General features: G+C 41.7%; 13 protein-coding genes. All 13 read left to right on the top strand.

Annotated elements, in window-relative coordinates; all coding sequences use genetic code 11:
• Positions 1-172 precede the first annotated feature (172 nt).
• The 13 genes from AC1ECB_RS19365 (at position 173) to AC1ECB_RS19305 (ending at position 14,966) form a co-directional block, all read left to right on the top strand.
• On the top strand, positions 173-634 hold the full coding sequence (locus AC1ECB_RS19365; RefSeq protein ID WP_485665322.1) for a GNAT family N-acetyltransferase: 462 nt from the start codon (positions 173-175) through the stop codon (positions 632-634).
• A gap of 86 nt (positions 635-720) precedes the next feature.
• Positions 721-855 (top strand): hypothetical protein, encoded by a 135-nt coding sequence (locus AC1ECB_RS19360; RefSeq protein ID WP_485665321.1) that lies wholly within the window; start codon positions 721-723, stop codon positions 853-855.
• A 24-nt stretch (positions 856-879) separates the two neighbouring features.
• Positions 880-2,214 (top strand): TIGR00341 family protein, encoded by a 1,335-nt coding sequence (locus tag AC1ECB_RS19355; RefSeq protein ID WP_485665320.1) that lies wholly within the window; start codon positions 880-882, stop codon positions 2,212-2,214.
• A 187-nt stretch (positions 2,215-2,401) separates the two neighbouring features.
• Positions 2,402-4,267, top strand: coding sequence for a sigma 54-interacting transcriptional regulator (locus AC1ECB_RS19350; protein ID WP_485665319.1), 1,866 nt, complete (start codon positions 2,402-2,404; stop codon positions 4,265-4,267).
• A 239-nt stretch (positions 4,268-4,506) separates the two neighbouring features.
• The gene (locus AC1ECB_RS19345; RefSeq protein WP_485665318.1) at positions 4,507-4,806 is read left to right on the top strand and encodes a UxaA family hydrolase; all 300 of its coding nucleotides are present in this window, start codon (positions 4,507-4,509) and stop codon (positions 4,804-4,806) included.
• A gap of 24 nt (positions 4,807-4,830) precedes the next feature.
• A complete protein-coding gene (locus AC1ECB_RS19340; RefSeq protein ID WP_485665317.1) occupies positions 4,831-5,994 on the top strand; it encodes a UxaA family hydrolase in 1,164 nt (387 codons plus the stop codon).
• A gap of 28 nt (positions 5,995-6,022) precedes the next feature.
• Positions 6,023-7,297, top strand: a complete 1,275-nt coding sequence (locus tag AC1ECB_RS19335; RefSeq protein ID WP_485665316.1) for a nickel pincer cofactor-dependent isomerase, group 22 — start codon at positions 6,023-6,025, stop codon at positions 7,295-7,297.
• Between the two features lie 483 nt (positions 7,298-7,780).
• Positions 7,781-8,629 carry a sce7726 family protein gene (locus tag AC1ECB_RS19330; protein ID WP_485665315.1) on the top strand — a complete coding sequence of 283 codons (849 nt, stop codon included), beginning with the start codon at positions 7,781-7,783 and terminating at the stop codon, positions 8,627-8,629.
• 4 nt (positions 8,630-8,633) lie between these two features.
• Positions 8,634-9,569, top strand: a complete 936-nt coding sequence (locus tag AC1ECB_RS19325; RefSeq protein WP_485665314.1) for a sce7725 family protein — start codon at positions 8,634-8,636, stop codon at positions 9,567-9,569.
• Between the two features lies 1 nt (position 9,570).
• A complete protein-coding gene (locus AC1ECB_RS19320) occupies positions 9,571-10,644 on the top strand; it encodes an RES family NAD+ phosphorylase (RefSeq protein ID WP_485665313.1) in 1,074 nt (357 codons plus the stop codon).
• A 748-nt stretch (positions 10,645-11,392) separates the two neighbouring features.
• Positions 11,393-13,273, top strand: a complete 1,881-nt coding sequence (locus tag AC1ECB_RS19315; protein WP_485665312.1) for an IS1634 family transposase — start codon at positions 11,393-11,395, stop codon at positions 13,271-13,273.
• A 942-nt stretch (positions 13,274-14,215) separates the two neighbouring features.
• Positions 14,216-14,590, top strand: coding sequence for a molybdopterin-dependent oxidoreductase (locus AC1ECB_RS19310; RefSeq protein ID WP_485665311.1), 375 nt, complete (start codon positions 14,216-14,218; stop codon positions 14,588-14,590).
• Positions 14,568-14,966 carry a molybdopterin dinucleotide binding domain-containing protein gene (locus tag AC1ECB_RS19305; protein ID WP_485665310.1) on the top strand — a complete coding sequence of 133 codons (399 nt, stop codon included), beginning with the start codon at positions 14,568-14,570 and terminating at the stop codon, positions 14,964-14,966. Before AC1ECB_RS19310 ends, AC1ECB_RS19305 begins: the two co-directional genes overlap by 23 nt.
• Positions 14,967-15,134 lie beyond the last annotated feature (168 nt).

Raw genomic sequence — 15,134 nt, 5'->3', positions numbered from 1 at the left:
AAATTATGCCCTACGGTTCTGCGGGGTATTTTCTATGATTGTAGACATTACGGATGCCTGGCAAGAGATCGTGGTTGGTGATGAAATTGTATTTGGCTTGACATTATCCGAGATTACTTTCGGCAAGTGATTCGCGTTACGTGGAAAAGCGGTTCAAAGGAGGAAAGGTTTCATGAAGGTTGAATTGTTGGAAAATGTTGATTTAACAATGTTACAACGCTTGGTACAACTGGAAACAGAGGCATTTGGTAATGGGGGATTAAATGAATGGCATCTTGTGCCGTTCATCCGGCATGGCCGGGTATTTGTTGCCAGTGAGCAGCAAGAGGTGGTAGGATTAATTCAATACATGCGGGACTGGGACAATCCACGAAAAGCATATTTGATGGGAGTTTCCATAGCGAAAGAGAAGCGTGGACAAGGGTTGGGTACAATGTTAATTCGTATTAGTTTACAATTATTGAAAAAAGAAGATATCGAAGAGGTTGAATTGACTGTAAACCCTGAGAATTGTGGAGCGATCAAGGTTTATGAAGGAAAGTTGGGCTTTGTGGCGAAAGGTACAAGAATAGATGAGTACGGTGCAGGTGAAGATCGTTTAGTGATGATTTTATCGTTGTGTAATTTTACATGATAGGAAGACGCATTCTATACAGGTAATGCCTTAGTATATAGAAATGCGTTTTTTTATCTAATAAGACGGATTGAGGGGAAGTTATTATGAATACGAAGATAAAACCAGGGTTGAATGAATGGGCGGCAACGGCGATTTGCGGCATGGAAAGGCCTTGTGGCAGTGAAACTGATAAGTCAGTTGGAAGCAGCGCAAGAAATAAGAGAAGAACGGATTCATGATTCAGGAGGAGGTTCGCATAGCTCATGACGCAATGGCCTGATAAAGAAGGGCAAAAAACGATTTATAATAATGTTTCCGGTGATGCCAGCCCTGACCGTTATTACTTTGGGATGGTCATATTGTCGTGTACGGTAGCTACCTATGGATTGTTGTCCAACAGCACGGCAGTTGTAATCGGGGCCATGCTGATTGCTCCCTTGATGGGGCCCATTCTTGGCGGGGCGCTGGCAGTGGCGACAAACAGCAACCCCTTGCTTAAAATGTCGGCCAAGGCGGAGGCTTTGGGAGCAGTAACGGCAATTGTTCTGGCAGCGCTATTAACATTGGTGTTGCCGCGGGCGGAATTAACGCCGGAAGTCATGGCGCGGACGATGCCGACCATATTAGACCTGGTGGTTGCCTTGGCTTCTGGTGCGGCTGGAACTTACGCCATGTGTGTAAAGCCACAGGGGGCTACCCTGCCGGGGGTAGCCATTGCTACCGCGTTGATGCCCCCCTTATGTGTAGTAGGTATCGGGCTGGCAAAGCAGAATTTTTCCGTGGTTAGCGGGGCATTTCTGCTGTTTTTAGCAAATATGATTGCCATTAATGTAGCGGCTATTGCTATGTTTGAGTTAGCGGGATTTTCCCGTGACAGTTGTCATGATGAAGCTTGTAAAGTAGGTGATGCCAAGAAAACGACCTACCATATGTTATACCCGGTTATACTCTTGATCGTCATTTCAATACCATTGGCCTTTATCATGTATAAAACGTATAGTCATGCCAACATTGAAAAAGTAATTAAAACCTCATTAATCGAATCCTTAGATGCCATTGCACCTCACTCGACTTTGATTTCGACAGATTACCGGGAACAGAATAATCACTATCAAGTCGATGCCGCCTTTCGTACGACAAAAATTATTGTGCCGGAGAATATCCGGCAAATGGAGAATTTACTGGAATTGCGATTAGGAAAACCGGTAGGCATTAGCGCTGATGTAGTATTGGTGCAAAAAGTCAATGACAAGACAAATATTGATACATTTCAAGCATTACTGCCGAAAGTAAAAGAAAAGGAAATTGTCGAAGTGGTAAAAAGCAGTACACCGGAAGAAGTAATTGATACTGTTTTGCAAGAAAAACTGTCGCTGTTGCCGAATTCGAATTTGGAGGATTATATGTTAGAGTATCGTAAAGGGGAAGGAACATACAAGGTTACTGTGAAAATTTCCAGTTCAGCTCCCACGGATGACAAGTTGAGTAAAACTATTCAAAATATTCTTGAGGAGAGGTTAAAGCGACGGGTCGAAGTCAAAATTGAAAGTAAAGCGCTGGAAAGCAATCCTGCTACACCACAAAAATTCAAGGGGTAGCTTTGTTCTGAAGGGGCAGTAAAGAAAACTCGAAATAGAGGTGAACGAGACTATATGGTGAAGTACGCCGACCGATACGACCTTTTGCTTCCAGTATGAAAAAGAAGTTGAGCGAGTCGCCAAGCTGCAGCGATAGCTTACATATTTTATTGTGGATTATATAATTGGGTCCCAAAGAGGTGGGTTTATGAGAATTACTATTATTGCGCCCATGACCAATATTATGGATGCTGCCCGTGAGGCGATCACAAAACAAGACTTTAATTGGCGGGGTGAGATAGAAATAATACATGGTCTCTTAGAAAACGGGCTAGATCAAGCGTACCAGGCGGTAAAAAAAGGCACAGATGTCATTATCAGCCGGGGGGCAACCGCATCTTTGATTGCGAAACACGTGGATGTTCCGGTAGTAGAGATTCAAGTTACTGCCTTTGATATTCTTCGGGCTTTAAAAAGTGTTGGTCATGTTTCGGGTACGGTGGGTGTGGTATTTATGCGGCGCTTTTTATTTGAGTGTGAGAAGCTAGGCGATTTGATCGGCATACCTATCCATGAAATTTTTGTGGAAAACGAAATGATTGCGGAAGAAATGATTGAAACAGCTTGCCGCCAGGGTATTAATACATTTTTGGGAGACGCTTCCTCAGCTAGGCTGCTTATTGAACGAGGCCTAAAAGTGGGACTTATTGAATCAGCGGTAGAGTCTGTAGGCAAAGCTATTACTGAGGCTATCAAGCTTGCTGATGTTCGTCGGCGTGAAAGGGAAAAGGCGCAGCTGTTTCGTACAATTATTGATGCCATTGCTGACGGAATCATTGCTATTGATAAAAATGAACAGGTTACTACGTTAAACCCGGCCATAGAGCGAATGTATCAAATTCAAAGCGCAGAAGTTATTGGCAGGAAGATTGGCGATATTATTCCCGATGATGGTTTGCGGGATTGCTTAACAGGTGATAAATTTGAACAGGAAAGCGTACGGAGTATAAACAATCGGGTTTTTGCAATAAAACGAATTCCTATTAAGCTTGGCGAGGACATCGTCGGCGCTATTGCCAATGTGCAGGATGTCACGCAATTGCAGTATTTTGAGCAGGTTGTGCGGCAAAAATTGAATAAGAAAGGTCTTGTGGCTAAGTTTCATTTGGAACAAATAACGGCTGCTTCACCACAGATGAAAATTGTTAAAGAACGTGTGCGGCAATATGCGGCTAATGACGCGACTGTACTGATAACCGGTGAATCTGGGACTGGCAAAGAACGGGTCGCGCAGAGTATTCATAATTTAAGTCAACGAATGACAGGGCCATTTGTAGCAATAAACTGTGCCGCACTTCCGGAGGCTTTGTTGGAAAGTGAGCTTTTTGGTTATGAAGAAGGAGCATTTACCGGAGCAAAAAAAGGCGGAAAGTCCGGCTTGTTCGAGGTCGCGCATGGTGGAACTATTTTTTTAGACGAGATTGGTGAAATGCCTTTATCCTTGCAGGCCAGGCTGTTGCGGGTTTTGCAAGAAAAAGAAGTAATGCGATTAGGGGCTGAAGGCCTTATTCCGGTAAATGTACGCATATTGTCAGCTACCAATCAAGATATGATGCAATTAGTTGACGAAAAGAAGTTTCGGGTTGATTTGTATTACCGCTTAGACGTTCTGCGGCTGCATATTCCACCACTTAGAGAGCGGGTGGAGGATATCCCCGGGTTGATACAGAGCTTTTTGGAAAAATCTCCGCGCGGCAATATCGTGGGAATTACCGAATCTGCGGTAAAATTCTTGCAGAAGCAATTTTGGCGGGGTAATATTCGCGAATTGGAAAATGTTATTGAAAGGGTAAAGCTGCTTGCGCCAGGACCATTTATTGAGGAAACGATGGTTCGTCAGGAATTGGCCACCTGCGGACCTGTTGTGAGTGACACTCCAAGTACTGCTGCGCGGGATGGCGTGTCAAGGCATGAAATTGAACAAGTATTGTTTGAGGAAAAATACAATTATACACGAACTGCCCAAAGGCTGGGAATTAGCCGCACCACCTTGTGGCGGAAGCTTCGGCAGTGAATATATAGTGGAACAATCGTGAAACAAAATGTAAACATGAAACAATCTGTTTCAACATGACTGCCAGATTGTATATGTCACAGCTTGTAAGACTATTGAGGCCAGAGCAGTGAATCCAGGCCTGAGTGCCTTTGGCAGAAGTCGTAAAACCAAGAGAAACAAGCTTGGCACGGAACTTGCTTGTACTATGGAATGAGACTAATTACCCACAGTGAATAAATGAGTTTTGGAGGAACGATATGAATAAATTCAAAGCCATAGTTATGAAGAATAAAGACAATGTTGCAACTGTGACCGAGGATGTTGAAGCAGGCTCAGATATTGCAATCAATATTGATGGTGAAACAGTAACCCTGCATGTTACAGATCGAATTCCGTTTGGACATAAAGTAGCCATTAAGGCTATCGCAAGGGACGAAAAAATTATTAAGTATGGTGAAGTTATCGGGATGGCGACTACCGACATAGCGGCAGGGCAGCATACCCATGTACACAATATAGTAGGCTGTCGTGGGCGCGGCGATCTGGTCAGCAAATAAAAAAAGTTATAGGAGTGATAAACAATGAATTTTATGGGATATCGCCGTCCGGATAAAACGGTGGGAATTCGTAATCATGTATTTGTTTTACCAACAGTAAATTGTGCCAACCAAGTGGCGCGGGGTATTGCGGCAAATGTAAAAGGAACTACCTGGGTGGAACACCAACATGGCTGTTCGCAGTTGGGAGCAGATGCAGAGCAGACAACACGTGCTTTTATCGGCCATGGTATTCATCCAAACGTCTACGGGATAGTCGTTGTTGGTCTGGGCTGTGAAGTAATACGTGCGCAGGACGTGGCAGCGGCCATCAAAAAGCAATGTCCGTACAAACCTGTGCATACCATCATTATTCAAGACGAAGGCGGCTCGCTTAAATCCATACAAGCCGGTGCAGCGGCAGCTCAGAACATGGTGATTGAAGCGTCGATGCTACAACGTGAGCCTATTGATGCAGCAGAATTGATTCTGGGAACAGAATGCGGCGGTTCTGATGCCTGTTCCGGGCTATCAGGCAATCCGGCACTGGGCGTAGCTAGCGATATCTTAATTGATGCCGGCGGTACGTCGATACTTGCCGAGACCGCTGAACTGATTGGGGCTGACCATATTATTGCCGAACGGGCAATTAATGAGGCTGTGAAAGAGAAATGTTATGCCACCATTAAGGGCTTTGAAGAGTCTGCCAAGCAGATGGGAGTAGATATGCGGGGCAGTAATCCGACGCCAGGCAATATAGAGGGTGGCCTGTCCTCAATCGAAGAAAAGTCTCTGGGCTGTGTGTATAAGGGTGGATCGCGGCCATTGCAAGCGGTAATCGACTGGGCGGAAAAGGTGACTACCAAGGGACTTGTCTTTATGAATACGCCTGGTAATGATATTGAACAATTAACTGGAATGGTAGCAGGTGGTTGCCATATTTGTGTATTTACCACCGGCCGTGGCACTCCTACCGGGTCGCCGATTGCCCCTACTATCAAAGTTGCTACCAATACGGCTATGTTCCAAAGAATGAGCGATAATATGGATCTCAATGCCGGTACAGTCATAACTGGTGATGAAACCGTTCAAGAAGTCGGAAAACGGATAGTTGCTGAAATGTTGGCGGTTGCTTCCGGAAAAGTTACGAAAGCTGAGGTATTAGGGCATAACGATTTTGCAATTATGCGAATTGGCCCGACGATGTAGTAAGATGTAAGAAAAGGAGGAGCGGCTAATGGGTATTATACAAGAATTATTGAAGGGAATACAACTGCCGCGGGTGGTAAAAATTCGCCAGAATTTTAGGGTAACTCAAATCAGTGACATACCAGCAACTATGCACCAGGAGTTTGCTAAAGCAGATATCGGTGACAGAGTAAAACCAGGTATGCGTATTGCTATCGCCGTAGGCAGCAGGGGTATGGATAGGATTCCTGAGCTGGTTCGGCTGACGGTAACAGAAATCAGGCAGCGCGGCGGCGAACCTTTTGTCGTACCGGCCATGGGCAGCCACGGTGGCGCTACTGCTGCCGGACAAACAAAAGTATTAGCTAGTCTTGGGGTTACCGAAGAGAGTGTTGGCTGTCCAATTATCTCATCAATGGAAGTTGTTGAAATTGGTAAAATCAGCAATGGACTTGCTGTGCATATCGATAAAAACGCCTATGAAACTGATGGGATTGTAATTATTAACCGGATAAAACCCCATACTGCTTACCGGGGTCCCTGCGAAAGCGGTTTAGCCAAAATGCTTACCATTGGTCTTGGTAAGCAAAAGGGTGCAGAAACTTGTCACATGTATAGTTTCAAGCATATGGCCGAACATGTTTTTGAAATGGCTAAGGTAAAGCTTGCGTGTTGCAAGGTGTTGTTTGCTATCGCAACGGTCGAGAATGCCTATGACAAGATATCAACACTAGTGGCGGTTCCGGCTGAAAAAATTATGGAAGTTGACCAGCAATTGCTGCCTGAGGCCAAAGCCAAGATGCCACGGATACTATTTGATCCTATTGATATTCTCGTCGTCGATCAAATCGGCAAGGAAATCTCCGGCGATGGAATGGACCCGAATATCACCGGACGTTTTCCCACGCCTTATGCCAGCGGCGGTCTGGATGCTAACAAAGTGGTAGTGCTTGATTTGACAAAAGAGACCAATGGCAATGCCTGCGGGATGGGGGTTGCGGATTATACTACCCGCAAATTGTTTAATAAAATAGATTTTGATTATACCTATTCTAATTTAATAACAAATACGACTCCAGGACCTGCCCGTCTGCCGATGATGCTGGCCGATGACCGGGAAGCCCTGCTCACGGCAGTTAAAACTTGCAATGCCCGCGATATGTCCAAAATAAAACTGGTTAGAATAAAAGATACTCTCCATATCGGAGAAATCATTATTTCCGAAGCTTTATTACCAGAAGCCCGAGCCAACCCGGATATTGAAATTTGTGGCGAACTGATGGAAATGGAGTTTGATGAGGCGGGCAATCTATTGGGTTTATAAAAGGATGTTATAGTATTTCAAAGCGAAAAAGGACTGAACCTGCAAAAGGGAATCAGTCTTTTTTGCTTTATTTGGTGTATTATTCGCAGTAAGAAGTTTTTTGAACTGCTTAATACGTCATTTATTCTGGATATATTGAATAGCGACAGAGAAACTTCGATAGAATTGTAGGAGTAACACAACGACAAATAGCCAGAGTAACCGGGATTCATCAAAGTATTATTTTTAAGGTGTAAGCGAAGGGGAGCAAAAAGAACGTCCCGTTGCTTTTCAGACTATGGGCATACAAATTCTTGAGGTGCTTTTGTTTTTATCTTGGATATAGTCAAGACTCCCGCCTCTATAGGCGCGTTAATTCAGGTGTAGTGGACTCTCCAACAGAATCCCCAATGTTTTAGCTATGCTGAAACGAGTTCATAAAATATGACCCAAAATGATAATTCATGTTATAATTACATTACTAATATACAAGGAGGGAGTTTTGTGAGTAGTAACAATTTGGCCTTAAACAGACTCTTTACTCGGTATATTTTTGAAGACTTGGTTACTAATTATAAGAACGGCACATATTGTACAGTGGTTCAACGCTATCTGAAAGATGATTCGGACAAAAGTAATGGAGAATTAATTAGTAAAATATATAAATATATGTTAAAAAATTATCGTAACGAATATTTTTACCAAAACACTCTTCTTAACAAATTGTTACTTGGTCGCCATAGTCTTAATACAACTACTGCTCTTACGCAAGTACCTATTGGAAAATCAAAAGCAGACTTTGTAATGATTAACGGTAAAGCAGTTGTGTATGAAATTAAAACTGAACTTGATAGCTTTGAACGGTTAAACACTCAGTTGGTTGACTACTATAAGGCATTCAATCATGTATGTGTTGTTACTTGTGAATATAATTATGAAAAATTAAATGCAATATTACAAGATACCCCTGTTGGAGTATGCATTCTGTCAGATAGGAACACTTTGCAATTTAGGAAGGAACCTCAAGAAAATAATGTTAGTTTAAGTTATGAGGCACTTTTTAAAATCTTACGTAAGCGAGAATTTGAAAGTATTATTCTAGACTATTATGGTCATTTGCCAGAAACAACACCAGTTTTCTTTTATGATGAATGTTTTAAATGGTTTTCCAAGATTGCATTAGATGAAGTATATTTAATGGTATTGAAATTGTTGAAAAAGCGAAATCATATTATTAAAGAATATTTTTTAAATGTACCATATGAATTAAAGTCGCTTATGTATTTTTATAATGCTACTCAAAGCGACTATACAAAACTAGAAAAATTTTTAAATGACAAATATAGGGGGTAAGGGGATGTATTTTCCTTATGTAAGAGGACGTCAATATGAATTGTTGGCGTTGCGCGAATTGGTTGAGAATGCTTTACTCAGCATACATATTCTCCCAATCATTGAGCCCGTTAAATTATCTTCCACTTTGTCAAAGACGATGGAGGAGTTTATTAAAAAAGAAAAAAGACTTGGAATAGTATGCAATCCAGCAGTTGGATCATTTAATAGTGATATGCGAGATGATGATAAAAATTCAAACAAACAGAAATTTCTGAGTATGTTAGATAATGAGCATATTACTAAATCATATATTATGAAAAAACATTCGGCGGCTCAAATAGAAAATTGGGAACAGAAAAAGGGTGTCAAGAAAAGTGATTGGATTATAATAAGTAACGACCGTGATTGTATTGAAGAATATTCTGAAATTTTTTCTAAAACAGCACCACAATTTGTTCTTATTCCCGATGAATTTAGACGAAAAATTCGCTTGCATAAGGTCCTTTTTGAAGATAGATTTGAAAAATGCGATCGAAATTCAGATTATCAGAAAAATGATGATGAATTTTTTTCAGAAGATCATCTGTTTTATAAGGACGAAGGCTTTTTAGGATTTGGAGATTATTCTGTAATTGGAAAAGATTATTTGGAATCTGGATTTGCCCCGTATGCAGTGGCTATTCATATTATCTATTTTGCAGAAGATAAAAGTTTGCGTGTTCATCATTTTGTTTCTGATTCTAACGATGATATTCAAAACCCGGCAAAGAAATTTTATGAAGCTGTTGAAAAATTAACAAAGTGGGTAGAAAAAAACGATATTAATCCTACTATGGGATTACAAGCATTTTTAGATCATTATAAAAATCAGACATATCCGGGACTAGGAAGTGTAAAAAAACTCTCTTTGATGCATCACCTAGAACTTGTTGGTAAGTACTTGGATGAGGTGGGGTGATATGAACTGCTGTGTACGGTGTTTTAAAGATACTGAAATAATAGCAATCATCAGAGGTGGAAATAAAAAAGGAAAATGTGATTTCTGTAATTGTGAAAATACATATGTTCTTTGTATTAACGAGGAAAATGAATATTTAAAAAACAATATTGAAGAGCTGCTTGACATATATACACCTATTAAAGATATTGGCAAAGACTATCCACGCGATAAAACTAATTTGCTTAAAAATATTCTTCACTCGCAATGGAGTATATTTAACTTAGATTCGGATGGTATTTATAGATTTTTAATTTCATTACTTCCTGAAAAATATGCTGAACAGCCAGAGCTTTTTGATAGTCCTGTTGGTATAGCTGGAAGTATAAGCGAAGAATATTTAAAAGAATATTCTATCCTTGGTACTTCCCAATGGAATGATTTTGTAAGAGAGATTAAAGAAAAAAATCGATTTCATACTAATATTATAAATACTAAAATAATAAAGACAATTTTTCAATCTGCATGCAAGCAATATAAAGCCGATCATATATTTTATAGAGCAAGAATTTGGACAGATGGGCAAGGCTTTGATAAAGAACAGATGGGAGCTCCCCCAGCAAAAAAGGCAAGTGCTGGTCGAGCAAATCCGGAAGGAATCAGTTGCCTTTATTTAGCGGATTCAATTGATACAACTCTACATGAAACTCGTGCCGGAGTGTACGATTATGCTACAGTAGGAAAATTTAAATTACTAAAAGATATTGAGGTAGTTAATTTAGCAGCTATTGATAAGATTAGCCCATTTCAGCAAATTGATAGTAGTCTGCTTGCGATTAACTTGCCACACCTTAGAAAAATCGGTGATGAAATTTCCAAACCTCTAAGGAGACATGACAGTGCACTAGATTATCTTCCTACCCAATATATCAGTGATTACATAAAAAGTGCTGGCTTTTCCGGAATAGAATATAAAAGTACAATGTGTAAAAGTGGTGTTAATTTTGCAATTTTTGACCAAACGCTACTTGAATGCATCGAAACCAAATCTTATGATATTGAATCTCTTACTTATAAGTATGATTTCCTTGAATAAAAACCATGATAGCCGGGAGCGAGATTAAATTACCCGATTGCTTAACTGAGGGGTCGATACCGATAAAGGCTACTAACTGCTTAGCCTTTAAACATGTCGCGGGGACAGGTCCACTGACACCACTGGCCTAAGCACTATTTCTTGGTTTAAAGCCAACTCTGCTGCAATTCCTTTTGGAAAAAGGTTAGTAGTTAGCCACAGAAGCTTTATAAGTTCCGCTTAGCGTCTAATTGGTTTCTATAGCTATTATTCATACATGATGTGGTAAATCTGCGTTTGGATTTTTATTCGAGTATATCTTTGCCGCTACCCCCAGAGTTTACCATTTGCTTATTTGTGTGTCAACGGACCTGTCCCCCCGACACCTGCGCTTGTAAATGATGCCGTCCCAGACATCCATGATAAGTGCCTAAGACAAAGGCTTTTGTGTTCGAAATTACGATGTGTACTCATTTTAGGAAGCCTTCGTTAGCAGAATAGCGTGTCGCGGGGACATAGCGTGTCGCGGGGACAGGTCCACTGACACCACTGACCTAAGCTCTATTTCCTGGTTTAGACCCAACTCTGCTGCAATCCCTGACAGGGGACAGGTTACTTGTCCCTAACCCAAGTTTCGAGTAAAACAGTAAAAAAACAGCCAAAATTGCCACTTAGATCCCGCCAAGCCTTGATTTTGTTGTGTGGATAACTCAATGTTAAAAAAGTAGTGACCTAAAATTTAGTATAGTATATTGAACGTACCGTTGACATGCGCTATAATGGTAATATGTTTATTCGAGCATATAAAACAATTAATAAAAAAACCAAAACAGAATACATTACTCATCGGCTAGTCGAAGCATACAAAACGGAAAAAGGTCCTCGTCAGCGTATCATTATGCATCTTGGCACTATTGATATTCCTAAAAGTCAATGGCAACAATTGGCCGCTATTTTAGAGACTCGATTATCAGGCCAAGAGTCAATAATTGAGGATAATGCAGAATTAAGTGCGTTGGCTGATCAAATTATAAAGAGGCATGATTTTATTGCCAATAAACAACTGGAGAAAGAGGAACGAAAGGCGGCAGCCGATATTGCCGAAATTGATTTAAACTCTGTAGAAACGGGTATTAGCCGGTCATTAGGGGCCGAGCTTGTTGGTAACACATTTTGGCAAAGACTCCAGTTTGATGAAATTCTGGCTGGGTGTGGCTTGGATGATAAAGAGGCATCATTAGCTAAAGCTGTGGTTTTAGGCCGGCTTATCGCTCCCGGGAGTGATTATGCCACTTGGAATTGGTTTCAAAACAATAGTTCTTTGCCCGAAATGACAAAGGTTTGCTTGCGTGGTCTTGGAAAAGACTCATTTTATGGCATTGCGGATATTTTGTATGAACATAAAGAACGCATTGAGCGTAAACTTAGCGAAATAGAAGGCAATCTATTCTCGTTCACGTCCATGCTTGTTTTATATGACCTTACCAATACCTATTTTGAGGGCAATGCCCTTGGCAACAGGTTAGCTCATCGTGGCAAGTGTAAATCGAAATGTTCGGACTGTCCTTTAGTCACACTGGCATTGGCGGTAAACTCCCAAGGGTTTCCTGTATTTAGTCATATATATGGCGGAAATCAGTCAGAGCCTGAAACTCTTGCTGATATTCTGAAGCGATTGCAGCAAGACAGTCAATCCGTACTGCCGAAAATGCTGCCAACCATTGTTATGGACCGAGGCATTGCAACAAAGGATAATATTAAACTTCTGCAAGCGTATGGGTATTCATATACCATTATTGAACGACGCCAGGTAGAAAAAGAATATGAGGCTGAATTTGAAAATGCCAGAGCAAGTTTTGAAAAACTTGAAATGCCGGAAGATCAAAAACGGAATAAGACCATATACCTGAAAAAAATTGAACTTGCAGAAACCAGCAGGGTTTTAGTGTTTAGTGAAGGTAGGGAAGAAAAAGAACAAGCCATTGATGCACTAAAGGAAAAACGTTTTCTTGAAGATATGGTAAAACTCAATCGTTCCGTTTTAAAAGGCAGCATCATCAAAGCTGATAAGGTTGGCGAACGGATTGGCAAAATTAAAGCAAAATATGCTTCGATACAACGTCATTACACCATTCAACTTGTGTACAGTGAAAATAACAGTAAAGTAGAGCGGATTGACTGGGATAAAAAGCCTACACGCCAACAACGTTCTTTGCTAACAGGATGCTATGTTATTGAAACCACTCACACCGCGTTGAATGCTTCTGAAATTTGGCATCAGTATATGACTTTAAGTCATATAGAGGCAGCTTTTCGTGATCTTAAGACTGATTTGGGCGTTCGCCCAGTATACCACCAGACAGCAGAACGCACGAAGGCTCATTTGTTTATCAGCATATTAGCCTACCACCTACTGGTCAGCATCGAACATACATTGAGAAATGGCAGCATGAACAAGGAATGGCGTACGATTCGTTCCATATTATCGACACACCAAAGAACAACTGTTATTTTAACGGGCGCGGATGACACCATTCATCATATTCGCGTCTCAGGCCGCCCTGAGACGGAGCATGCTGGAATTTACAAATTATTAGGAGTTAAAGATCCGCTAAAAAGAATTAAATCTAAGGTTGGTTCAAGGAAGTAGTGACCAAATTTTTAAAAACAATCCAGCATTGCCAATGCTTGCGGGGATTATACTCGAAACTTAGGCTAGAAAGATTTGAGTGTTAGGGTGAAGGCACACCGCGTAACTCCCGTAACCCCCCGGCCTTTGCCGGAAAAAGCGTTCCGCAGGAGAAAATCCGGGCGGTATTCCGTTAAAAAATCCGTACTGTTTGAGCGTAGCGAGTTTACAGATTTTAAGAATATCGCCCGGCTTTTCAGCTTTTGGAGGCGTGCGCACTGTTCCTGGACAATCTGCGCAGAAATGTGCAATAAAACCAGGCGGAAAAACCGAATTCTGCATTTAAATTGGTAGGAGAAGAACCTACTATGGATTGAATACTGGCAAACCATCCCTAATACTCCGACGTGCATCTGCAGATTATCCTGCAGGTGTACGAAGCTCGGGGAAGGCGGCGAAAAGTAGACCTGCGAAGTGGTCAGCAAAGTAGTCGGGGGGCTATAAAGTGACCATGCCTACTCATCAGGAACTTCCGTATGTACGACTCGGACCTGTCGTGGGGACAGGTCCACTGACACCACTGATCTAAGTTCTATTTCCTGGTTTAGACCCAACTTTGCAGCAATCCCTTTTTGAAAAAGGCTATGTTGCATGTCAAAATATTCGGCTTTGAGGACTTTATTGATGAGGCGGATGAAGCGAAATGAGAACTTGGAATACTGTCCGGCAGCGCACTCAGCCACAGACCCGGATTCAGTCAACAGGCTTTACCGTATATGGCCTGACTATGCTAGGCCACTCGATAGCAGGCGCTGTCTAATCCTAAATTTACCGACATGTTGTTGTCCCCTAGAGGCTTTCGCGTGAGGTAAGTCGGTTGTCTTACATCGCATCGCAGGAGCGATGTATTTCTGTGAAATATATATGAAGTGCGCAACGTGCGCACAGATAGGAGTGATGATTTTGAACTCAAAAAACAGAAAACATTCGGCTATATGCGGCGTGTGTCCTGGCGGTTGTGCTGTTGAGGTGTCAGTAGAAAATGAACGACTTACGGAAATTAAGCCGCTCGCCAATGCTCCGTTTGGGTCGCTATGCGTACGCGGTAAACATGCTGCGGAAGTGGTATATTCGCCAGATCGGCTTAAAACGCCATTGTTGCGAACTGGCCTGAGGGGGAAAGGAAAGTTTCGTCAGGCGAGTTGGGATGAAGCTCTAACCTTCATGACAGAAAAAATACTGGCCATTTGTGATAAGCATGGTCCGGAGGCGTTAGTCAGTCACTCTGGCCGCGGCTGTTTTGAAGCGTCTATGGATGAACTTGGCAGTTTACCGTGAGTATCCGCTTATCTTGAATACCGGAGCCCGTATTCATTCTACCTTTCGTTCCCAGCACCTTAACATACCCGGGTTAGTGAAGCTTCAGCCAAAGCCTGAGGTACTTATGCATCCCGATGATGCAAAGGCGAGAGGAATAGCGCAAGGAGATAAAGTTAAGGTTAAAACAGCAAGAGGCCAAATTTCATTATATGCCTGCATTACTGAACGGGTTGTACGCGGTTCAGTAGAAGCTAATATGGGCGGGGGGACACCGATCCAAGTTGCCGAATGGCAGGAGGGTAATATAAACGAAGTATGTGATTTTAACAACCGTGATCCAATTTCTGGATTTCCAGTGTATAAAACCCAGCTTTGCCAGATTGAGAAAAGTTAGAAAGAGTTGGGTGCTATAACGGTTTAGATTAAACTCTAGAACGGATTGGAATTAGGGTAACCGTCAAACAAAAACACACATTGCAACAAAAAGCCACCTAGCTATAAAACTAGGTGGCTTCTATAGTGATATTATAATTTTATTGCTGCATCTTGCAGTATTACAAAA

The organism is Sporomusa sp. 246TCP1, assembly GCF_057319775.1.
The sequence above is the reverse complement of the archived record's forward strand: the minus strand, read 5'-3'. Positions and strand labels throughout refer to the sequence as shown.

Excerpts from the sequence above, each read along its gene's own strand:
- AC1ECB_RS19365 (WP_485665322.1), top strand. The coding sequence starts at position 173 with ATGAAGGTTGAATTGTTGGAAAATGTTGATTTAACAATGTTACAACGC.
- AC1ECB_RS19360 (WP_485665321.1), top strand. The coding sequence starts at position 721 with ATGAATACGAAGATAAAACCAGGGTTGAATGAATGGGCGGCAACGGCG.
- AC1ECB_RS19355 (WP_485665320.1), top strand. The coding sequence starts at position 880 with ATGACGCAATGGCCTGATAAAGAAGGGCAAAAAACGATTTATAATAAT.
- AC1ECB_RS19350 (WP_485665319.1), top strand. The coding sequence starts at position 2,402 with ATGAGAATTACTATTATTGCGCCCATGACCAATATTATGGATGCTGCC.
- AC1ECB_RS19345 (WP_485665318.1), top strand. The coding sequence starts at position 4,507 with ATGAATAAATTCAAAGCCATAGTTATGAAGAATAAAGACAATGTTGCA.
- AC1ECB_RS19340 (WP_485665317.1), top strand. The coding sequence starts at position 4,831 with ATGAATTTTATGGGATATCGCCGTCCGGATAAAACGGTGGGAATTCGT.
- AC1ECB_RS19335 (WP_485665316.1), top strand. The coding sequence starts at position 6,023 with ATGGGTATTATACAAGAATTATTGAAGGGAATACAACTGCCGCGGGTG.
- AC1ECB_RS19325 (WP_485665314.1), top strand. The coding sequence starts at position 8,634 with ATGTATTTTCCTTATGTAAGAGGACGTCAATATGAATTGTTGGCGTTG.
- AC1ECB_RS19320 (WP_485665313.1), top strand. The coding sequence starts at position 9,571 with ATGAACTGCTGTGTACGGTGTTTTAAAGATACTGAAATAATAGCAATC.
- AC1ECB_RS19315 (WP_485665312.1), top strand. The coding sequence starts at position 11,393 with ATGCGCTATAATGGTAATATGTTTATTCGAGCATATAAAACAATTAAT.
- AC1ECB_RS19305 (WP_485665310.1), top strand. The coding sequence starts at position 14,568 with ATGAACTTGGCAGTTTACCGTGAGTATCCGCTTATCTTGAATACCGGA.